General features: G+C 70.7%; 20 protein-coding genes. 12 read left to right on the top strand and 8 right to left on the bottom strand.

Features of this window, described 5'->3' with window-relative positions:
* Positions 1–42: 42 nt before the first annotated feature.
* Together ACLU3S_RS01160 and ACLU3S_RS01155 are read right to left on the bottom strand one after the other, a co-directional pair.
* Positions 43–1275 (bottom strand): hypothetical protein, encoded by a 1233-nt coding sequence (locus ACLU3S_RS01160; protein WP_413949769.1) that lies wholly within the window; start codon positions 1273–1275, stop codon positions 43–45.
* Positions 1276–1356: 81 nt separating this feature from the next.
* On the bottom strand, positions 1357–2265 hold the full coding sequence (locus ACLU3S_RS01155; RefSeq protein WP_413949768.1) for a LysR family transcriptional regulator: 909 nt from the start codon (positions 2263–2265) through the stop codon (positions 1357–1359).
* Positions 2266–2360: 95 nt separating this feature from the next.
* On the opposite strand from ACLU3S_RS01155, the gene ACLU3S_RS01150 reads away from it, so the two are divergent.
* The gene (locus tag ACLU3S_RS01150; protein WP_413949767.1) at positions 2361–3254 is read left to right on the top strand and encodes a PhzF family phenazine biosynthesis isomerase; all 894 of its coding nucleotides are present in this window, start codon (positions 2361–2363) and stop codon (positions 3252–3254) included.
* A 179-nt stretch (positions 3255–3433) separates the two neighbouring features.
* Positions 3434–3604: a hydrophobic protein gene (locus ACLU3S_RS01145; protein ID WP_413949766.1), complete on the top strand. Its 171-nt coding sequence runs from the start codon at positions 3434–3436 to the stop codon at positions 3602–3604.
* A gap of 116 nt (positions 3605–3720) precedes the next feature.
* On the opposite strand, the gene ACLU3S_RS01140 is transcribed toward ACLU3S_RS01145, so the two are convergent.
* Together ACLU3S_RS01140 and ACLU3S_RS01135 are read right to left on the bottom strand one after the other, a co-directional pair.
* On the bottom strand, positions 3721–3963 hold the full coding sequence (locus ACLU3S_RS01140) for a helix-turn-helix domain-containing protein (protein WP_413949765.1): 243 nt from the start codon (positions 3961–3963) through the stop codon (positions 3721–3723).
* On the bottom strand, positions 3963–4448 hold the full coding sequence (locus ACLU3S_RS01135) for a DUF2975 domain-containing protein (RefSeq protein ID WP_413949764.1): 486 nt from the start codon (positions 4446–4448) through the stop codon (positions 3963–3965). The genes ACLU3S_RS01140 and ACLU3S_RS01135 overlap by 1 nt, the downstream gene beginning before the upstream one ends.
* A gap of 282 nt (positions 4449–4730) precedes the next feature.
* Between ACLU3S_RS01135 and ACLU3S_RS01130 the strand changes: the two genes are divergently transcribed.
* A complete protein-coding gene (locus tag ACLU3S_RS01130; RefSeq protein WP_413949763.1) occupies positions 4731–5885 on the top strand; it encodes a PP2C family protein-serine/threonine phosphatase in 1155 nt (384 codons plus the stop codon).
* Positions 5886–5990: 105 nt separating this feature from the next.
* On the opposite strand, the gene ACLU3S_RS01125 is transcribed toward ACLU3S_RS01130, so the two are convergent.
* Complete coding sequence (locus ACLU3S_RS01125; protein WP_413949762.1) at positions 5991–7109, bottom strand: AAA family ATPase; 1119 nt, start codon at positions 7107–7109, stop codon at positions 5991–5993.
* Positions 7106–7771 (bottom strand): nicotinamide riboside transporter PnuC, encoded by a 666-nt coding sequence (gene pnuC, locus ACLU3S_RS01120; RefSeq protein ID WP_413949761.1) that lies wholly within the window; start codon positions 7769–7771, stop codon positions 7106–7108. Before pnuC ends, ACLU3S_RS01125 begins: the two co-directional genes overlap by 4 nt.
* A 301-nt stretch (positions 7772–8072) precedes the next feature.
* Here pnuC and ACLU3S_RS01115 point away from each other — a divergent pair, with 301 nt between their 5' ends.
* The 6 genes from ACLU3S_RS01115 to ACLU3S_RS01090 all read left to right on the top strand — a co-directional run bounded on the left by ACLU3S_RS01115 (position 8073) and on the right by ACLU3S_RS01090 (position 13746).
* Positions 8073–8741 carry a hypothetical protein gene (locus ACLU3S_RS01115; RefSeq protein WP_413949760.1) on the top strand — a complete coding sequence of 223 codons (669 nt, stop codon included), beginning with the start codon at positions 8073–8075 and terminating at the stop codon, positions 8739–8741.
* Between the two features lie 73 nt (positions 8742–8814).
* Positions 8815–10101 (top strand): PP2C family protein-serine/threonine phosphatase, encoded by a 1287-nt coding sequence (locus tag ACLU3S_RS01110; protein ID WP_413949759.1) that lies wholly within the window; start codon positions 8815–8817, stop codon positions 10099–10101.
* Positions 10102–10490: 389 nt separating this feature from the next.
* Positions 10491–10922: a thioredoxin family protein gene (locus tag ACLU3S_RS01105; RefSeq protein WP_413949758.1), complete on the top strand. Its 432-nt coding sequence runs from the start codon at positions 10491–10493 to the stop codon at positions 10920–10922.
* A 287-nt stretch (positions 10923–11209) separates the two neighbouring features.
* Entirely contained in the window at positions 11210–11428 is a 219-nt protein-coding gene (locus ACLU3S_RS01100) for a hypothetical protein (RefSeq protein WP_413949757.1), read from the top strand.
* A gap of 175 nt (positions 11429–11603) precedes the next feature.
* A complete protein-coding gene (locus tag ACLU3S_RS01095) occupies positions 11604–12560 on the top strand; it encodes a tetratricopeptide repeat protein (RefSeq protein ID WP_413949756.1) in 957 nt (318 codons plus the stop codon).
* A gap of 490 nt (positions 12561–13050) precedes the next feature.
* Positions 13051–13746 (top strand): glycerophosphodiester phosphodiesterase, encoded by a 696-nt coding sequence (locus ACLU3S_RS01090; protein ID WP_413949755.1) that lies wholly within the window; start codon positions 13051–13053, stop codon positions 13744–13746.
* 665 nt (positions 13747–14411) lie between these two features.
* On the opposite strand, the gene ACLU3S_RS01085 is transcribed toward ACLU3S_RS01090, so the two are convergent.
* Positions 14412–15050 (bottom strand): PadR family transcriptional regulator, encoded by a 639-nt coding sequence (locus ACLU3S_RS01085; protein WP_413949754.1) that lies wholly within the window; start codon positions 15048–15050, stop codon positions 14412–14414.
* A 72-nt stretch (positions 15051–15122) separates the two neighbouring features.
* Here ACLU3S_RS01085 and ACLU3S_RS01080 point away from each other — a divergent pair, with 72 nt between their 5' ends.
* Positions 15123–15827, top strand: coding sequence for an ABC transporter ATP-binding protein (locus ACLU3S_RS01080; protein WP_413949753.1), 705 nt, complete (start codon positions 15123–15125; stop codon positions 15825–15827).
* Positions 15827–18655, top strand: coding sequence for an FtsX-like permease family protein (locus ACLU3S_RS01075; protein WP_413949752.1), 2829 nt, complete (start codon positions 15827–15829; stop codon positions 18653–18655). The genes ACLU3S_RS01080 and ACLU3S_RS01075 overlap by 1 nt, the downstream gene beginning before the upstream one ends.
* A gap of 132 nt (positions 18656–18787) precedes the next feature.
* On the opposite strand, the gene ACLU3S_RS01070 is transcribed toward ACLU3S_RS01075, so the two are convergent.
* Complete coding sequence (locus tag ACLU3S_RS01070; RefSeq protein ID WP_413949751.1) at positions 18788–19657, bottom strand: helix-turn-helix transcriptional regulator; 870 nt, start codon at positions 19655–19657, stop codon at positions 18788–18790.
* Positions 19658–19845: 188 nt separating this feature from the next.
* On the opposite strand from ACLU3S_RS01070, the gene ACLU3S_RS01065 reads away from it, so the two are divergent.
* Positions 19846–20634 (top strand): SDR family oxidoreductase, encoded by a 789-nt coding sequence (locus ACLU3S_RS01065; RefSeq protein WP_413949750.1) that lies wholly within the window; start codon positions 19846–19848, stop codon positions 20632–20634.
* Positions 20635–20658 lie beyond the last annotated feature (24 nt).

Here is a 20658-nt window from a genome sequence, read left to right as displayed (position 1 = left end):
TGCGCTCGCTCTCCAGGTACCACCGCTCGCGTCGGACGCTCGTCAGCTCAGGCTCTGGGCCCGGCGGCGGCGCACGATGACGAGCGTTCCCGCACCCGTGACCACCGCCGCGGCAGCCACGCCCGTGATCGGCAGCGCCGAGGAACCGGTCTCCGCCAGGTGGCCGCCACTCGCCGTGGTCCCGTGGTTGCCGGTCGGCGACGAGCCGTCGGCCGATCCGCCCGAGCCGCCGCTGGTCGAGCCGCCCGTGGAGCCGGTCGGCCCCCCACCGGTGACGTCCAGCGTGATGCCGGCCTTGTCGTTGGCCTTGTGGGGGTCGAACGGCCGCGCCTCGTTGCTCAGCGCCACCGTGCCCTTGGCGTGCGCCACGCGCTTGTCGATCTTCAGCTTGAAGGTGTAGGCCTGTTGGCCACCCTCGTTGAGAGCCCCCGCAAGCATGCCGCACCGGTACACCTCACCCTTGGCCTTGCAGAACATGGCGGGCTTGACGACCGACGTTCCGGCGGGCGGGGTGACGATGACGCTGACAGACGTGATCCGCACCCAGGCGGGTCCGGCGTTGGTGAACTCCACCTTCATCGGCACCGTTTCACCCACGCGCCCCTTCAAAGCGGCACCCGTCACCTGGAAGTCGGCCGTGTTGACGGAGGTGACGGGCAGATGGACGACTCGCGCGGACCCCTCGCGCCCGGCCTGGCTCTCGACCAGTTTCACCGCCGGTGCGGTTCCCGCCACCGGCGCAGTGCCGTTCTCGTCCGGCCCCGGATCGTTTTCCTCGACACGCAGCCACAGTTCGTCGTCGAGCGCGCGGTCCAGTGCCTTGACATGGAGAGGCCTGTCGGGTGTGTAGACGCCTCCCGGCTCCACCGCCTGGTCGAACTCGCACGTCACGGTCCACAACTCGGGCATCTCGTCGTAGGACCGGACGTACTGTGCACGGCAGTTGGAGGGTACCTCCGTAAAGTCGAGTCCCCGGGTGACGGCGTAAGAGACCCACACCTTCTCGGCGGCCCCGGTGCCCTTGTTCGCCACTGTGACCGGCAGACCGAAGGTGTTTCCCGGTTTCAGCCCGTGAATCGGCTCCATGCCTCCGACGACCAGTTCGGGCGCGGTTTCATCGGCGAAGGCTGCGGGGGCCGCGGCCAGCCCGATCAGGCCGGCAGCGCCGAGGGCGGCGACAGCGGCACGGAGGGCGTGACGGTTGTGCGGGGGCGTCGGCATGGAGAGAACCTCTGTCGGAACGCGGAAAAACGGACGGTTTTCCCAGGTGAACATTCCCTTGCTCGCTAGACTCCCGACGGGCCCGAACAGTTGCACGTCCGGTGCGTCCTCCCGCCTTGCCCGTTCGGGCTGAGCTCAGTTCGGGAAATGGTGAGGCAGCTCCGCGATGAGAGCGGCCGCTGCGGGGGAGCGCCAACGTCGGCGGTGCCGGGCCAGTTGGACCGTGACGTCGCGGAGCTGTGGGCCGGGTACCCGGGTCAGGCGCCCGGCGGCGAGCGCGTCCTCGACGTTGGCGCGAGCCAGCAGGCTGAGGCCGAGGCCCGCGGACACACAGGATCTGGCGGCCTCCAGGCTGCCGAAGCGCGTGATCCGGGGCGGCGCGCCCTGGGCGGCGGTGAGCAGCCGCTCGATGAAGTGGTCGCTGTAGGAGCAGCCCTGCTCGTGCAGGAAGTAGTCCTCGCGGGCCAGTTCGGTCCAGTCGGTGGGTGAGTCCGGTGCGCGGCGGGCGAGGGGGTGCTCGGGAGAGCAGACGAGCACCAGAGGCTCGCGGGCCAGCGGCGTGCACTCGATGTCGGGGAAAGTCGCGCTGTCCTCCAGCAGCAGGGCGAGGTCCAGCTCGCCGGTACGCAGCGCGGTTACGGCGGCTGCGGTTCCCGTCGTGCGCAGGTCCACCTCGATTCCGGGATGGCTGCGCCGCAGCGCGGCGATGACTCCCGGCAGCCGCGCGGACACCAGTGTCTCGCCCGCCGCGAGCACCACGCGCCCGGTCACCGCACCACCCGTGCCGCCGGCCGAGGCGGCGACCGTCCTCAGCCGTGACTCGGCCTCCAGCACCGCCTCGGCCTGCGCGAGGACCACGCGTCCGGCGGCGGTGAGCACCACCCCGCGTGGCAGCCGGTCGAACAGGCGCAGGTCGAGCTCCCTCTCCAGCGCCTGCACGTGGGCGGTCACGGTGGACTGGACGAGGTGCAGGCGCTCCGCGGCGGCGGTGAGGTTCTGGGTCTGGGCGACGGTGGCGAAGGTGCGCAGCAGCCGGGTGTCCATGCCGCCGACGATAGCGCCCAGCCATCGTAGAAACCGATGCAGAACATCGAGATCAATCGTTTGTCCGCATGCCTGTGCAGTGCCACGGTAGGCGTATGAGCCTGAAGACACGCCCCGAAGCCCTGCGATACGCGGCCTTCACCACCGACCCGGCCGGCGGCAACCCGGCCGGAGTCGTACTCGACGCGGCCGTGCTGGACGCCGCCGTCATGCTGGCCACTGCCGCCGAAGTCGGTTACTCGGAGACCGCGTTCGTCACGGCCGCGGACCCGGCGGCGCGCCGGTTCCGGCTGCGCTATTTCAGCCCGCTTGCGGAAGTTGCCTTCTGCGGCCACGCGACCGTCGCCACCGCGGTGGCACTGGCCGAGAGGATCGGCCCCGGCCCGCTCGTCTTCGACACCCCGGCGGGTGAGATCCCCGTGGACACCTCGGCGGCGCCCCGAGGCTCCGTGACGGCGACGCTCACCAGCGTCCCCACCCGCTCCCGACCCGCGAGCGACGCGGAGGCGCACGCCTCCCTCGAGGCCCTGCGCTGGTCCGTCGAAGACCTGGACCCGGCACTGCCGCCGCACGTCGCCTTCGGCGGGAACGAGCACCTGGTCCTGGCCGTGGCCACCCGCGAGCGTCTGGCGGCCCTCGACTACGACTTCGACGCGCTGGCCCAGGTGATGCACCGTCACGGCTGGACCACGCTCCAGTTGGTCTGGCGTGAGACCCAGGAGCTCTTCCACGCCCGCGACCCCTTCCCGATCGGCGGTGTCGTCGAGGACCCGGCGACCGGCGCCGCGGCCGCCGCCTTCGGCGGCTACCTGCGCGTCCTCGGCGCCCTCCCGCCCTCCGGTGCCTTCACCATCCGTCAGGGGGAGGATCTCGGTCGGCCCAGCCTGCTCCGGGTCGAGGCATCCACCACGGACTCGCGCGTGCGGGTGAGCGGGCAGGCGGTGGCGATCGCGGGTGCCGGCGCGGGTACCGCCGGGGGAGAGGCCTGAGTGAACCGGCGGCGCCGGGGGCAACGTATGCGCCGCCCGCACAGTCGAGCGTGGCCGCGGCGCACGAAGGGGGCATCGGTGACCGCGGGCGTATGCCCTCCACCGCGGGAAACTAACGCATGTTTTGCGTGCTTGCAGGGCCGAAGCAAGGGCATCTGGTGGCCAGGAGGTTGATAACGATGGTTCCCCTGCTTCTGGTTCTTCTGCTGGCTCTGATCCTCTTCGGTGCGGGCTTCGCGCTGAAGGCACTGTGGTGGATCGCGGTGGTCGTGCTCATCGTGTGGCTGCTCGGCTTCGTCGTCCGCTCCGCGGACGGCGGCGGTCGAAGGGGGCGCTGGTACCGCTGGTGACCGAAGGCACCTGAACGCGAGGAGCGTGGTGGCCCGAAGGGGTGGGGCCCGGCCGGACACGGCCGGGCCCCAGGCGCGTGCGGAGCCGAATCGCGCGCCGGTGGTGCCAGGCGTTGTCAGGTTCTCGCCGGGGTACGACATTCGCCCGCGGCGTCCTCGGCTTCCCAGCGCAACAGGTCGCCCGGCTGACACTCGAGCACCTCGCAGAGCGCGGCGAGCGTCGCGAAGCGCACCGCCTTGGCGCGGCCGTTCTTGAGGACTGCCAGATTGGCGGGCGTGATCCCTACGCGGTCCGCGAGTTCACCCACGGACATCTTCCGCCGGGCCAGCATCACGTCGATGTCGACGACGATCGGCATCAGATCACCTCGTCCAACTCGGCCTGCAGCTGGGCCGCTTCGACGTCCCGCGCGACGGCCTGGGCGAGCAGCATCCGCAGCACGAGCACGATGAGCGCGACCCCCAGGATGGCCACGCCGATCCCGCCCATGATGAGGGTGACGCCGGGGTCGTCCCGTTGGCCCGGCGCGTTGAGGGCCGTCACCGCGAACCACATGAGGGCAGCCGCCACGATCGCGCCGATCACGCCGTCGACGTATCGGAAGGCGGCGTGGGAGAACACCGTTCCGCGTCGCACCATCGACACCAGCCGCCAGACGCAGACCAGCGCGACCTGGGCCGACACCATGCCCAGGATCGTGATCACGCGCAGCGGGGTCAGGGGGAGCGACCCGTCCTCCGGGTCGGTGGCCAGTGCCCATACCATCCCTGCCTGCACGAACACCGTGCCGGCGAGCACCACCGCGAGCACGGCACGCAGCGCACGCACTGTCAGCTTTCCCATGACCATCCCTCCGTCGAGTCCGTCGAGTCGACCGAGTCTATCGAATTGCGATGAGAATCTATCGATTCTCGATAGGTCTGGCAAGGTCGGGACCAGGGACCGGCCGCGGGCGGCTGCGGAGTTTCCCCGCTCTGCCGGCCCGGAGGCCCTCGGCCCCCGGATCCCTGAAGTGCGCCCGTGGCCTCCAGCGCCGTCCCGGATGGCCTCGTGCTCGGCTGGCAGGCTCCGACCGGCATCGGGGAACGTGGAAGGACAAGCCCACATCAACCCAGGGAGCAGCAGGTGACGGAGCCGGGCGAGGGCCGGAGCCGCCCAGGCGAATTTCCGAGGGGAATCCGCCTGCTGCCCCTGCTCCTGCTCGTCCTCGGTGTGGCCTTGGACCTGGCCACGCCCGAGGATGTCAGCGCCGCGGCGTGCTTCTCGGCGGCCCCGGTTGTCGCCGCGCCGCTGGTGTCGCTGTGGGGGACCGTGCTGGTCGGTCTGGCCGCGTCCGCCGCCGACCTGGCGGTGCTCGCGCATTTCGGCCTGCTCGGCGACTGGGGTGCCTTCAGCGACTGGATCTCGGTCGCCACGATGTCGGTTCTCGCCGTCTTCCTGAACCGTCTGCTGCACCGCCGGGAGATGCGGCTGCGGTCGGTGCGAGGCATCGCTGCCGCCGTGCAGCGCGCGGTGCTGCCGCAGCCGCCTTCGCAGATCGGGCCGCTGCGCATCGCCGCACGCTACGAGGCCGCCCAGACCGACGCGCAACTCGGTGGCGACCTGTATGCGGTGCAGGACACTCCGTACGGGGTGCGCTGTCTGATCGGTGACGTCCGCGGCAAGGGAATGGGCGCGGTCGAGGCGGTCACCGTGGTGCTGGGCGCCTTCCGGGAAGGGGCCCAGCGGGAGCCCACACTGACCGGGCTCGCGGAGTGGATCGAGCAGACGTTGCTCCGCGAAGCCGCACATCGGGAGGGGCTGGACCAGGTCGAGGACTTCACCACCGCCGTGCTGACCGAGATCCCACGGTCGGGTGATCGGGTACGGCTGGTCAACCGCGGGCATCCGGCCCCGCTGCTCCTGCTGCAGGGCTCCGTGCGCCTGCTGGAGCCCTCCCGGCCCGCCCTGCCCCTGGGCCTGGCACCGCTGGGCGCCGAGGCCGCCCCCACCGACACCGTGGCATTCCCCCCGGGAGCCACCCTGCTGCTGTACACCGACGGGGTCACCGAGGCCCGGGACATGAACGGTACGTTCTACGATCCCGCCGAGCGGCTCAGCGGCCAATGCCTCCGCAGCCCGGACGAGCTCCTCGCCATCGTCGTCGCCGACGTCGACCGTCACACTCGCGGTCAGGTCACCGACGACGTGGCCCTGCTCGCCATCACCCACACCTCCCTGCCCAGCCGAACCGTCTGCACTCCGCCGATGCCCCACCCTCCGGACCAGGCGGCGCGCTGAAGGGCAGCGTCCCCCGACGGGAGCGAGGCCACGACGGGCCGGCAGGCCGCTACGACGGCGTGCGGCCCACGGGCACCACTGAGCCCCATCACCGTGCTGCCGGCCTCAGCCGAGCGGGTCGGCCAGTCGCCAGCCGTGTTCGAGCAGCCGGTCGACTGCCTCCAGGGCGAGTCGCAGCCGGGTCGGGCGGTCGCCGCGCACCTCCTGCCAGGGCGCACCTCGATCGGAGAGCACCTTGCGGAACCGCTCGGTCATCCAGGGCCGCAGCGCCTCGCCGTCGCGCAGGCCGTCGTCGTCGAAGGGCACGTCCTCGTGGTCGGTGAGCAGATACAGCGCTCTGGAGGGCATGGCGTTGGCCAGTGCCCGCACCGCTTCGGTGGTGCGGCCGACGTAGCGCTCCTGCCAGACGGTGGTGGCCAGCGCGTCGGTGTCGCAGACCAGCACGGGCCCGCCGGTTCTTGCCGCTTGTTCCTCCTCGGCCGATTGGCGGGCGGCGACGGCCTCGAAGTCGGCGTCGCTCCACTCCAGGTCGCAGACTGTGGGCTCCGCACGACCGCGGCGGGCGGCCAGCGCACGGGCCACCGCGAGCTTGGCGACGGTCAGTTCGCGTCCGTATTCGGGGACCCACCGGGTGAGCGCATGCGGACCGCCGCAGGTGCGCAGTGCCTCGGCCAGGTCGCGGGAGAGGGTGGTGGTGCCGGTGGACTCGGCGCCGAGGACCACCACCCGCCGGGCGAACCAGGCCCGCACCGGCGGCTGCAGTTGGTCCCAGTGGCCCACCGGGTCGCTGCGGATGGCGGTCGCGGAGATGGCGAAAGTCTCTCGCGCACCGTCCAGGCGTACGTCCGCCGCGCCGAACCGGCGTGCCAGTTCGGCGCCGTAGGGTTCCGAGGTGAACACCGCGTCCACCCCGACGGCCGCGTGCGGCGCCCCGGCCACCGCCTCGCGCATCAGGGCCACGTGCCCGGCCCAGACGCTGTCGCTGTCGTAGTCCACCGGGATGTTGTCGGCGATCCCGGTGATGGCCACATGGGGACGGTCCGCGTACTCCTCGCGCAGCCAGCCGACCCGGTCGGCCAGCGGTATCGACTCCACGTCGGCTGCCATCACCACGACGGTGACGCGACGGCAACTGCTCGCCGCGGTGCGCACCAGGAAGTGGTGACCGGCATGCGGAGGGTAGAACTTGCCGATGACCAGACCGTGGCCGAAGGGGGCCGTCATGCTCGCACCAGGTCCGTTGCGGCGGCCGTCCGGCCGGCGGCCAGCACCTGGCGCCAACTGCGGGCTCCGAGGAGGCACATCGTCAGGAAGAGCACGTAGACGACGCCCGTCAGGTAGAGCACCTTGGCGAAGTACAGCGGGATGTAGACCACGTCCGCGGCGATCCAGAAGTACCAGGTCTCATAGGACTTGGTGTTGAGCAGCCACTGGGCGGCCAGCGACAGCGCGGTGGTCAGGGCGTCCCAGAACGGCGCCATGTCGTGGGCGCGGGTCAGTATTGCGGTCAGGTTCCAGGTCACGGGCACGACGAGCAGCAACAGGACGACGACCGTACGCGCTGAGGCGTGGCCCATCCGGCGGGCGGAGCGGCTCTCGCCGCCGCGCAGCCAGGTCCACCAGCCGACGGCGGCCAGCACCAGGTACACGACCTGCAGTACGGCGTCGGCATACAGTCGGGCGCTCCAGAACAGGACCAGGAAGAAAAGGTTGTTGGCGATGCCGACAGGGAAGTTGGCGATCCTCGCCCTGACGGTCAGCCAGACGCAGGCCGCTCCCGTGGCGAAGCCGAGCAGCTCCGCCCAGGTCACCGCATCGCGGCCGAAGTCGAACAACACGGTGTTCAAAGGCGCGACGATATCGCCCAGGACGTCGCTGACAGCCATGCAGAGCTCCTTGCCCAGTAAGTGTCAGCATGACGATAAATGGTGGGGGGTCGCGTGCCAAGCCCCTTTCGGGGCCTGCACTCAACACCGGGAGCCGGCTGCCGAAGCCTCAGCGCGAGTGGCCGGGACTCCCCACCTCCGTCCCACCGTCGCAGCAGGTCCACCACGGCACGCCCACCCGCAGCCGGCAGCGCGGCCGCGGCGGCGCGGGCCGTCGGGATGGACAACGGTGATCACAATGAGCTTGCCTTGGTCGTTCTGTCGGACAGAAGGCGGACAGAAGGCGGACGATGGGAGAGGAATGCAGCCCGGACGGTACGAAGAGGTCGCCGATGCCGCAGAGCTTCCTGCGCGGCTGCGACACGTGTACTGGATTGGCGGCGGGAGCGGGGCGGGCAAGTCGACGATCGCCGGCCGGCTCGCCGACCGTTACGGTTGGCGCCGCTACGCGACCGACGACGTGATGCAGGACCACGCCGGACGGACCACGCCCGAACAGGCCCCCCTCCTGCACGAGTTCATCGCCATGGACATGGACGAGCGATGGGTGAACCGGTCGCCGGACACCATGCTGGAGACATTCCATTGGTTCCGGGGCGAGGGCTTCGAATTGATCATCGAAGACCTTCTTCGCCTGCCCCGGGAACCGTGCGTCATCGTCGAGGGCTTCCGGCTGCTGCCGCACCTCGTGAAGCCGCTGCTCGCTGCTCCTGAGCACGCCGTCTGGCTCCTTCCCACACCTGATTTCCGTCAGGACGCCTTCCAGACCCGGGCCGCACCGGGGGAGGGGTTTGTATGGCGGACCAGCGATCCGGCAAAGGCCGCTCGAAATCTCGTAGAGCGTGACCACATGTTCACCCAGCGCGTACGGAAGGAAGCCGAGCGTCTCCAACTGCGCACCATCCCGGTAGCCACGACGATGACCGAAGAGGACCTCGAAGAGCAGGTGACCAGAGCGTTCGGACTCTGACATCGGCCGGCAGACCGCAGGGCCCGTCCTCTGGATCGTGCAGCAGTTGCACAGGGGCTGCCGGGAGTGATCCATGGCCCCACTCACCCGTGCCTCGCCGTCCCACCCCGTCCCACCCGGCGAGATCACCGTTGGCAACCATCAGCCGCACTGCCGGGTGGAGTGGTCGGTTTCGGCGAGGCAAGCTTGGTGCATGCAGGTGCTTCGGCGTCTCTGGCGGCTGCCGGGAGCAGGCGGTCATGGCCGGGCCTTCCTCGTGCTGATGCAGGGCGTGCCCTTTCTGATCGCGCTGGCCGTGCTGGTCGTGGAGCTCACGCCCGCGCACTTCATCTATACCGGGCCCTTCCTCACCGCGATCCCGGCGCTGGCGGCAGTGACCTTGGGGCCCCGGGGCACCACCGCGGCGGCGGCGCTGGCGCTGGCGGTCAGTGTGACCACCGCGGTGTGGAACGGCGCCTGGGGCACCCTGCAGGTCTACACCAACTTCCTGGCTCTGGCCCTGGTCTCCGTGGCCGGCTTCATCGCCAGCCGCGCTGTGCAGCTGCGCCGGCAGAGAGAGCTGGACCAGGTGCGCCGCATCGCCGTGGCGGCGCAGGAGGTTGTGCTGCGACCCGTGCCGGCGCGCTTGGGTCCGCTGCGGACCGGCAGCCTGTGCCTCGCGGCGGGGACGGGGGCGCGGGTGGGCGGTGATCTGTACGAGGCCGTGCAGACGCGCTACGGCGTCCGGATGATCGTCGGGGACGTCCGGGGCAAGGGGCTGACCGCGGTGCGGGCCGTCGCGGTGGCGCTGGGCGCGTTCCGCGAGGCCGTGCACTACGAGGATGACCTCGTGGAGGTGATGAACCGCTGCTCGGCCGCGCTGCGCCGGGAACTCGCCGTTCCGGGTGCGTATGGCCAGGAGGTGGTGCTGGAAGGGTTCACCACGGCCCTCATCGCGCAGGTGCCGGACGAGCCCGTGGTGCAACTGGTCAACCGCGGACATCCGCCACCGCTGCTGCTGCACCGGGGCAGTGCCGCGCCGCTGATGCCGAGCGTGCCGTCGCCGCCTCTGGGCCTGGAAGACCTCATCCCCAGTCTCCCCGAGAAGCCCGAGAGCCGTGCGTTCATCCCCGGTGACCGTCTGCTGCTGTACACCGACGGTGTGATCGAGGCCCGCGATGGCGACGGCGACTTCTTCGCTCTGCCGAAGGCCATGGAGGCGATAGGCGCCGGCCCCGCCCCTTCGGACTTCCTGCAGCAACTGCACCAGGCATTGATCCGCCACACCGGCGGCGATCTGGCGGACGATGTGGCGATGATCCTGGCCGACCGGTTCAACGGCCTGCCACAGTCACCTTCCGGTGGAGCGGGCGCCGGATGAACGCCTGAGCGCCGCAGCCGACTGAGGAACCGGGAGCGCAAGGCCGCCCGCCGCACGGTCTGCGGAACTGCTCACAGCCGGTGCCGGACACCTACCTGCCCAGCGCTACGACATGACATTCCCTCCCGAGCACTCATGCCGCTCCTGTACGGCCAGAACCGCATCCTTCGTGACGGCACGCTATGCTCCTGCGGCTGATCACTCAGGAGAGGGCACCCATGCGCCGCATATGTTTCGGGATGACAACAGCCATGGCAGCCGTGGCGTTCACCGCAGGGTGCGCTGCGACCAGTCCGAAGGCGCAGGCATCGCACTCTCCTGCAACGCCGCACTCCACCACGACCGCAGCGCCCTCCACGACTGCCTCGGCCGGCAGCAGCCCCACCAGCGTGACGACTTCGGCGGCCGCTCAGGCCATCCCCGACGGATACGACGCCACGCGCAACGCGAAGGCCGACATCCGCGCCGGGCTTGCCGAAGCGGCGAAGGACCACCGGGAAGTTCTCCTCGACTTCGGTGCCAACTGGTGCCCGGACTGCCGCGTGCTGGACACGATGTTCCGCTCGGCGCAGGTCGAACCGCTGCTGAAGAAGGACTACATCGTGGTCGCCGTCGACGTGGGCCAGTTCAACCACAACCTCGGCCTCGCCGGCCGGTACGTCGACCTGCAGACCAGCGGAATCCCGGCTCTGGCGGTCCTGAAGCCGAACGGCGTCGTGCGAACCGCGACCAATGACGGGGCCTTCGCCAACGCCCGCTCCATGAACCCGGGCCAGGTCAGGGCATTCCTGGCCCAGTGGGCGCACACCGAGAACCGGTGAGGGCCTCGTCGTGGCGCGGCGCCGCCGTGGCCGTGGCCGCGGTGGGGACCCTTGTGCTCGGCGGCTGTGGGGCAGCCCCGTCACCAGCGCCTACCGCACACGCCACCGCGAACGGGGTCACCGTCAAGGTCACCCTCCTCCCTGCGTCCGGCGGCGGGGACGAGATCAGAGCGACCTTCAGTCCGCGGCAGACCGGGTTCCACCTCTACAGCATCGATCTTCCCCCTCAGGGCGTCGATGGATTGGGGGTCCCGACCAGACTCTCCGTGGCGGGAGGTCTCGGCGCCATGGGCAAACCGACCGCGCATCAGGCGATCCGTCACCTTCGGCTCAGAGGACTCTCGACCGAGCTTCCCGTCTACCCTGACGGTCCCGTGACGTTCACCTTGCCGGTCCGCAGGACCGGCTCCCACCAGGCTGACGTGATCGTCAGCTATGGGGCGTGCAGTGCGACCCGGTGCCTCGTTCCGGTGACGAACGAAGTGATCCAGCTCGACCTCGGCTGAACCGCGGCCGCCCCGTGCCACTTCCGGGGCGCGAGCCGAGTCAGCGCCTGGCGCCCATCCTCCTACGGAACGGATCTGATCGACCTGGAGCTCGACGAAGAGTTCTTCACGCCCGTTCCGCAATACGCGCAGTCCATCTGGGAACGATGGCTCGCTGGTCCGCCGGACAACCCGGGTGCCACGCGAGGACGGAGACAAAGAGCTGCAGATCCTCGGCGCGTTCGCTCACGGCCTTGCCGAGGCCGGCCAGTTCGAGCGGGCCGTTACCGTACAACGCGAGGTGGTTGACATTCACCGCGCGGCGGGCGGCCCTGGAGGCTGCCCCTCACCCGATGGCGTCGTGTGGTCGCTGCTCGATCTGGCGATCTACCTCGATCTGGCCGGGCAGACCGACGCGAGCCTGGAGATCGAACGCAACGCGCTCCAGTTCAAGCGCCGCATGGCCGCAGCCGATCCCCGGCGTCTGCCCGGACTGGCGATCTGGCTCGCGGGGGTCTCACTCCGGTTCGCCGACACCGGACGTCGCCAGGAAGCCGGCAAGCTCCTGGACGAAGCCATCGCCGCCTGCGACCTGCTTCCGCCCGAAGGCGACCGTGGGAACTCCGGATTCCATCAGGCCGTCCAGGCCGCATTGTTCGCCCGGTCTGGGGCCCGGGACGAGCGCATCAGCGGCGGTCGGACGACCCCGATCGGCGTCAGTCCAGATCCCCGGGCCCTCCAGCCGGTACTCGGGGTGAGCTTTCACAGGTGGTCCTTCAGTGTCCGGCAGGCCTACCGCGCTGGACGCGAGGCCATCGACGACGCGATCTCGGCGGCCGGAGACCGGTCCGCGCTCGATCCCGCACAGTTGGCCGAGGTCGGGACCCTCCTGCGCCGCCGCAACATCCGCCAATCGGTCGCCTTCGACTGCATCCCGCAGCAGTTCACCGAGAAGGCCATTCCGGCCCTGGCTGAAAGCGTGGCCCTCGAACGTCAGCTTCTCGCTGCTTGCCCGAACAACGGTCCGGGACGCTTGATCCGATCGCTGACTGACCAAGCAATCGGTCAGATGTGCGCCGGCGCGAACTCGACTGCAGGTGAGACCCTCCGTGAAGCTCACGACCTGTCCGCAGCTCAAGACGGCCCAAACTGACCCGCCCCAAGGGCGAGCCGGCCAGGCATGCGGACAGTTCCCATACCCGACCCCCACCATTACACGCCGTCCAGGAGCTGGAGATGGGAACCCGCATGGCCTTGGTCCCGGACACCTGGGACGACCCGAGAGACACCCCGCTGACTCAGGGCGGCGACGACGCTGTCCCGGCCGACGCTGACCAGGAAGCAGTTCGGTGACCCGCCCGGGCCGCGGCGGCACGGGGCCAGGCCGGCCGTCGGCCCTGCCATCGGGCGAGTACGACCCGCCGGGCCCGGTGGGGGCAGGCCCTGCGGGCGCGACCGTGGTCTTCTTCCACGGTGACGACGGCCGCCGGGCCGCTTCCCGCAGCGTGCCGGAGTTGCGCGGCCTGAAAGGCTCATTAGGCTGGGGCGCTGCGACGGGTGGTCCGCCCGCTGTCCGGCGGGGTACGGCACCCTGCGGCCGTAGGCCGCTGCCCCGGACCACCTCACCCAAGGACGGCTACCGAGTGTCTTTCTTCACCATCGGTCACCGCGGTGTCATGGCCGCCGAGCCGGAGAACACCCTGCGCTCCTTCCTGCGGGCCGAACGCGAAGGGCTGGACGGCATCGAACTGGACCTGCACCTGAGCAAGGACGGCGAGCTGGTCGTCATGCACGACGAGACACTGGACCGCACGACGGACGGCACCGGTCCCATCGCCGACCAGGACCTGCTCGACCTCAAGAAGCTCGACGCCGGCCGCGGTGAGCGCATCCCCACGTTCGGCGAGGTAGTGGACGCCGTCGGGCCGACACTGCCGATCCAGGCGGAGATCAAGGACACGGCCGCCGCCCGGTCGCTGGCCAAGGCGCTCACCGACCGCCGCCTGCTGGACCGGGTCTCCGTGCTGTCGTTCCACGACGCGGCGCTGATCGAGATCCGCAACCTGCTGCCCCAGGCCCGCACCGTGCTGGTGGCGGGCCCCAGCGCACACCGCGACACCTTCGTCGGCCGCGCCCGGAAGGTCGGATCCACTCTGGTCAGCGTGGAGCTGCGCCAGCTGAACCAGGCCATCGTGGAGAAGTGCGCCGCCGCCGGCATCGACGTGATGGCCTGGACCGTCAACGACGAGCGCGACCTGGCGCTGGCCCGAGCGCTCGGGCTGGTCGGCTGTGTGACCGACCAGCCCGGCATGAAGCGGCTGGTCGAGGCCACGGCCTGACCCAGGGGCCATGGACCGAACCGGCACCGGCCCGGTCGGACGACGGCACGAACGCCGTCGTATCGGGGGGTGTGCCGGAGTTCCACCGGCGTTCATGTCGTTGGTCTGTCGGCTGCAGCGATCGCTGTGGTCGTTGGGAAGCCGTGACGAGGGGTGCGATGGATGCGGGTCGCAGAGGCGGGCGGAGGCCAGGGGGGCAGATACCCCGAAAATGGCTGGATCGGCCGCCGGATGGCCATCGGCTCGCTGCGGTTGCGTTTCACCGAGGGCTGTGAGCGCTGCGTGATGATCACCAAGGAAGACTCCGTCCGTTCCGCACGACCGCTCCGTGCTGCGCTGGGTCGCCCGCGAGTTGGGCAACGTCCTGGGGGTGTACGTGGCGGTCGAGACACCGGGCCAGGTCCATGTCGGAGACAGGGCACGCTGGATCGGCTGAGCCGACCCGGGCTTACGGCTGCCCGGCCGCGGGATCACCTGGCACGGTCATCGGTGTGTGCCGGCTCTGGCGTCGAACCCTGGGCGGCTCGCGGGTGTTGCAGATGTCGGCTTGCAGGGTGCTGCTCGATGCCTTTCGGCGGTTCTGGTCGATGCGCGGGAGCGTCTGTTCGTGCGGAGTTGCGGCACGCGCCGTTCGGCCGGCGGGGTGGACGGTCTTCTCCCGTCGGCTATGCGGACTCCGCCCGGGGCCCCTCCGCACCGTCGTGGCCGCCGTCGCCCCTGGTGGCGTCCGCGTCGCCGTGCCCGGGCGGCTGCGAACGCTGCGAGGCCTGTGCGCCGTGAGCCTCGGCGAGCGGCGCCAGATGCTGCGCGGCGCTGTCCAGCAGTGCGAGGTCGGCCTTGGTGTGCGCGATGGCGGCGTCGATGAGGACGGCGACCAGCGGCTCGGCGGCGTGAGCCCGGCGTTGCTGTGCCAGGCCGGCGAGTTCGGACAGGTACGTCTGCCGCTGGGCTTCGAGCAGTGTGGTCAGGGCCTGTGGGCCCAGGGCGACGGCGCCGAAGAGTTTGAGGAACAGTTCGTCGCGGAATCCGCCGACGCGCACCCAGGCGGTCGTCGCCCACGTGTCCAGTTCGGTCCTGCCGGCGTCGGTGAGTGTGTAGAGGTTCTTGTCGGGTCGGTCGGCCTGAGTGACCTGGGCACGTGAGACGTAGCCGTCACGGACCAGCCGTTCGAGGATCTGGTAGAGGTGCCCGATGTTCAGGCCACCCCACTGCGGCCCGATGGCCTCCTCGAACCGGGCCTTGAGTTCGTACCCGTGGCTGGGCCGCTGGGTCAGCAGTGCGAGCACGGCGTGATGGAGTGGCATGTACCTCCCTTCTGCATTGTGACAATATACCCGTGCATTGTGGCAATGTATGGGCGAGACGAGGCTGCATCTATGGCTGTGAGCGTGGCGTTGCGCGGGGTGAGCCGCCGGTACCCGGGGCTGACCGCCCTGGACGGGGTCGACCTGGAGGTTCCGGCCGGCGAGGTGGTGATGCTGACCGGGCCCTCTGGTGCCGGCAAGTCCACCGTGCTGCACGTGACGGGCGGCATGGACCGTCCCGACGAGGGGCACGTCGAGATCGACGGCAAAAAGCTGGCGCCGCGGAACCTGGACGAACACCGGCGACGTGTGGGCTTCGTCTTCCAGCGTTTCCACCTGCTGCCCGCGCTGACCGTGCTGGACAACGTACTCGCCCCCGTACTGCCGCGCAGAGTGGACTTCGACCGGCGTGAACGCGGCATGGAACTGCTCGAAGCGGTCGGCCTGGGAGACCGGGCCGGCGCCCTGCCCTCGCAGCTGTCGGGCGGCCAGCAGCAACGCGTCGCCGTCGCACGCGCGTTGGTCAACCGGCCGGGGCTGCTGCTGGCCGACGAGCCGACGGGCAACCTGGACAGTGTCATCGGCCGGGAGATCATCGACCTGCTGATGACGCTGCGCGAGCGGTACGGGATGACGATGCTGATCGCCACCCACGACATGGAGGTCGCCGCGGGCGGCGACCGGGTGGTGCGCCTGCAGGACGGCAGGATCACCTCCGACCAGCGGGTCACGCCGTCCGGCGACGTGCTGGACCGGCTGGGGGGCCTGCGCCCGTGATGACGATCGTTCTCGAGCAGCTCCGTCGGCGGCGCGGGCGAGCGCTGGCGCTGGCCGCCGGCATCCTGGTGGCGGCGACCAGTTTCACCCTGCTGACCGCGACGGTGAGCACCAGCAGGGCGACCACCGTGGGCACGGTGGGCAGGAACGCACGCTCCGCGTACGACGTCCTGGTGCGGCCGCCGAACTCGCAGACGGACGTGGAACGGCAGAGCGGACTGGTCGTGCCGAACTTCCTGTCCGGCACGTTCGGCGGCATCACCATGGACCAGTACCGGCGCATCCGCGGCATGGCCGGAGTCGACGTGGCCGCGCCCGTCGCCAACATCGGCTACCTCATGGTGATGAGCACCGTCACCGTGGACGTCTCCCGCTTCCTGGACGGCAAGGCGTCCCGTCAGATCCTGCGGATCAGCCCGACGCTCACGGCCGGACTGGGCACCTACCGCACCTCCGACGAGTACGTCTACCTCACCCGCAGCCCGCTGACATCGGGGTCCTCGTCGGACCACGTCTTCCTGTCCGACACCCTGGAAAAGGGCGCCGTCGACAAGAGCACCCGGCGCTATCTGCTGAAGGGAAAGTACGACGTCTGCTTCTACTTCAACCGGGACAAGACCGAGCGAACGCGCTTCAACCTCGAACTGCCGATGAGGCCGAACCTCATCGCCGAGGACCGCAGCAAGATGTCGCCGTTCGACCCGGACCTGAACTCGTGGATGAACTGCCAGTCCGGGCAGGACAAGGCCACCATCGACGTTCCGGTCAGTTACCCCGTCCTGCTGTCCGCCATCGACCCCAGGGCCGAGGACCGGCTCGTGGGCCTGGGCACGACGATCACCTCGGGCCGGATGCTCAGCGAGCACGACAAGCCGTGGGTGCTGCCCCGCTCGAAGAGCATCCACGGACAGCGCGACTCGTACATCCCCGCGATGCTCAGCAGCAGCCCACTGACCACCGGAACGCTCAACGCCACCGTCGAGCGGCTCGACGTCGGCGACCCGGCGAAGCTGCCGTCGAAACTCGGCAACCCGGCCGCCGCGAGCTTCGTCCGCTCCCTGCACGGCACCCGCGTGGGCAAGGTCGGCGTCGATCTGAGCAAGGGCTACAAGAAGGCGCTGCAGGAGGATTCCTTCGACACCGGCGCCTACTGGACGGTCGGTCCCGTCACCTACCGCCGTACCCCCGACGGCGACCTCGCCGTACAGCCGCAGGCGCGGCAGAAGCCCGGCCTGTGGGTGACCAACCAGGGAGAGCAGCCGGTCCCGTTCGTCCCCGAGGAGAACCAGGGCGAGCAGTACCGCAAGGTCATCAGTCACGCCTCCACGGACTGCCTCGGCCTGGGATACTGCGACCGCGCCGACTCCGGGCGTCTGCCCAATCCCTTCGTCCACCTGGTCGGCCGCTACGACACCGGCAAACTGCGCGGCTTCTCACCGCTGTCCGGCGTCCCGCTGGAGACCTACCAGTCGCCCCAGGTGACCGGCGCGGACCGGGCCACGCGCGCGGCGCTCCACGACAGACCGCTGCGGCCCGACCGCAACCTGGGCGGTTACGTCAGCCCGCCGCCGACCATGCTGACGACGATGGACTCCATCACCGCGCTCACCAAGAGCCGCCGGGTCGCGAGCCTTCAGGACAAGGCGCCGGTGAGCGCGATCAGGATCCGGGTGGCCGGCGTGAGCGGCGTCGACACCGCCTCCCGTGCGCGGGTGAACGCCGTGGCCGGAGCGATCCGGGCCGCCTACCCCCGGCTCCAGGTCGACGTCACCGTCGGCAGCTCGCCCGCCCCGCAGACGGTGGCGCTGAATGCCTCGGCGCACGTGACGGAGCGCTGGGTCGCCAAGGGCGTCGCACTGCGCATCCTCCGGGCGGTGGACACCAAGAGCGCGGTGCTCTTCGTCCTGGTCCTCGTCGTGTGCGCGCTCTTCCTCGGGCAGGCGGCACTGGCCTCGGTGCGCTCGCGCCGCGCCGAGATCGGCACACTGCGCTGCCTGGGCTGGAGCGGCGGCGAGGTACTCCGCCTCATCCTCGGCGAACTGGCCGTCATCGGCCTCGCCTCAGGGGCCGTGGGCACAGTCCTCACGTACGCGCTGGGCCGCTTGCTGGGGCAGCCCGATGCCGGTGCCAAGTCACTCCTCGTGCTGCCGGTGGCACTCCTCGTGGCCCTGGCCGCGGGCCTCATCCCCGCCTGGCTCGCCACCCGGCTGGGACCGATGGAAGCCGTCAGGCCCCCCGTGACCGCGGCCCGCCGCGCCCGCCCGGTGGGTTCGGTGGCCGGACTCGCCGTGCTCAACCTGCTGCGGGTCAGGGGCCGCACCCTGCTGGGTGCCGCCGGGCTGGCGCTCGCAGTGGCCGCGTTCACCGTGCTGCTCGCCCTGACCCTGGCCTTCCGCGGCGAGGCGGCCGGATCGCTGCTCGGCAACGCCGTGGTCGCGCAGGCGCGTGGGGCCGACTACCTCAGCGTCGCTCTCTCCCTGCTGCTGGGTGCCGCCGGCGCCATCGACGTACTGATCATCTCGCAGCGCGAGCGCGCCGCCGATCTCGCGGTGCTGCGGGCGACCGGCTGGACCAACCGCCAACTGGGCATGCTGACCCTCTACGAGGGGATCGGACTGGCTCTGCTGGGCGGCCTGACCGGCGCGGTCGCCGGACTGCTCGTGGTGCTGTCGCTCGGCCAGGGCCTGCTGCACGGACACCTCCTCGCGATCACCGGCGCCGCGCTGCTGGCCACGCTGGCCGCGACCGTCCTGGTGAGCGCGGCTCTGACCGTGCCGATCCGGGGGCTGTCCCGGATCGCCCCCGCCCACCTGCTCGCCGCCGACTGACCCGCCGTCCGACGGCTGCCGCACGAGACGTCCGGCCCGGTCACCCGCGGCCGCATCCTGGGCGGGCGTCACCGGCGGCCCCGCTCGCGTCGGCCACCCGGCCGAAGGCGCACCGTTCGGCATCCCGGGGGCTCAGATCCCGGGACCGGCCGGATGGACCTCCGGTGCGGCGTACGGGGCCCAGCTGCTGAGAATGCGCAGGGACTCGGCCGTGGTGGTGCCCGGCTCCGGGACGTAGACGCACAGCGTCTGGTTCTCGTCGCCGGGTGGCTGCAGCGACTCGTACGAGAAGTGCAGGTCGCCGACGAGGGGGTGCCGGTAGTGCTTGCTCCCGTGGGTGCGGCGCAGCACACGGTGATCGTTCCACCAGGTGCTGAACTCCGGTGACTTGAGCGTCAGTTCGCCGATCAGGTCGGCCAGCCGGCGGTCCTGCGGGCAGCGGCCGGCTTCGAGCCGCAGCATGGCCACGGTCTCGGCCGCGATCTGCTCCCAGTCACCGGTGCGCTCGCGGGCCTCGGGGTCGAGCAGGTAGTAGCGGGCGAGGTTGCGCCGCTGGACGGGCAGTGCCTCGAAGTCGGTGAGGACGGCGCGGGCCAGGTGGTTGGAGGCGAGCACGTCGGTGCGCCGGCCGATGACGAACGCGGGCACGTGGTCCAGGGTCTGGAGCATCAGGTGCAGACCCTGGCGAACCCGCTGCGGCGCGACCGGCGCCCGCCGCGCGCCCGGGCGGGCGAGGAGGTTGGTGAGGTGCTCGCGCTCGGCGGCGTCCAGGCGCAGGGCGCGGGCCAGGGCGTCCACCACCTCGGGTGAGGGGTGTGCGGCCCTGCCCTGCTCCAGCCGGGTGTAGTACTCGGTGCTCACGCCCGCCAGGCGGGCGACCTCCTCCCGGCGCAGCCCGGGGACCCGGCGGGGGCGCCCGTCCGCGGGCAGCCCCGCCGACTCGGGGCTGACCCGCCCGCGACGGGTGCGCAGGAAGTCGGCGATCTCGCTGCTGCGGTCCATACCCCCAGTCTGGCCTGCTCGCACTCGGCGTGCGCCCGCGTGGGTGGCCCTGTCAGTACCTGCCTCGCCAAGGTCACCTCCGGGCCGTCCGGGCGGGTGACGCGGTGGTCTGCTTGATGACAGGGGCCGCGACGGCGGACGTCCGAGGCCCCGCCCGTACCCACTCGTTTTTCGGAAGGTGTCACCTCATGACCACCAAGACCTCTGGCACGGCCTCCACCAGGCCCCTGGACGGCCGGGTCGCCGTCGTCACCGGCGCGTCCAGCGGCATCGGCGAGGCGTCGGCCGAACACCTCGCGTCGCTCGGCGCCAAGGTCGCCGTGCTGGCGCGGCGCGCGGAGCGGCTGGACGACCTGGTCGCGCGTATCGGCAAGAACGGCGGCACCGCCGTGGCGATCGCCGTCGACGTGACCGACGCCGCCGCGGTGCGGGCCGCCGCCGACCGCGTGGAGACCGAGCTGGGCGGCGCCGACCTGCTCTTCAACAACGCCGGCGTCATGCTGCCCGCGCCGATCGAGGAGCTGCGCGCCGACCAGTGGCAGCAGCAGATCGACCTGAACATCTCCGGGCTGATGAACGTCATCGGCGCATTCACCCCGCAGCTGGTGCGGGCCGGCGCCGAGCGCGGCGTGGCCGATCTGATCAACACGTCGTCGAGCGCCGCGCGGAACCTCTACCCGACGTTCGCCGTCTACGCCGGCACCAAGGCCTTCGTCTCGCATCTGTCGAAGCACCTCCGTATGGAGCTCGGCCCGAAGAACGTGCGGGTCTCGGCGATCGAACCCGGGATCGTCGGCACGGAGCTGCAGGACCACGTCACGGACCCCGGCGCGCTCGCCTGGCTCGAGGGGGCGAAGGAGACCATCGACTGGCTGATACCGGACGACATCGCGCGGACGGTCGGCTTCATCGCCTCCCTGCCGTTGCGCGTCAACCTCCCGCAGGTCTTCGTCATGCCGACGGCCCAGCCCAGCTGACACCGGCCCGGCCCGGCACCTGGT

Source organism: Streptomyces sp. AF1A, assembly GCF_047340315.1.
GTDB lineage: Bacteria > Actinomycetota > Actinomycetes > Streptomycetales > Streptomycetaceae > Streptomyces.
This window is presented reverse-complemented; position numbering and strand designations above follow the sequence as displayed.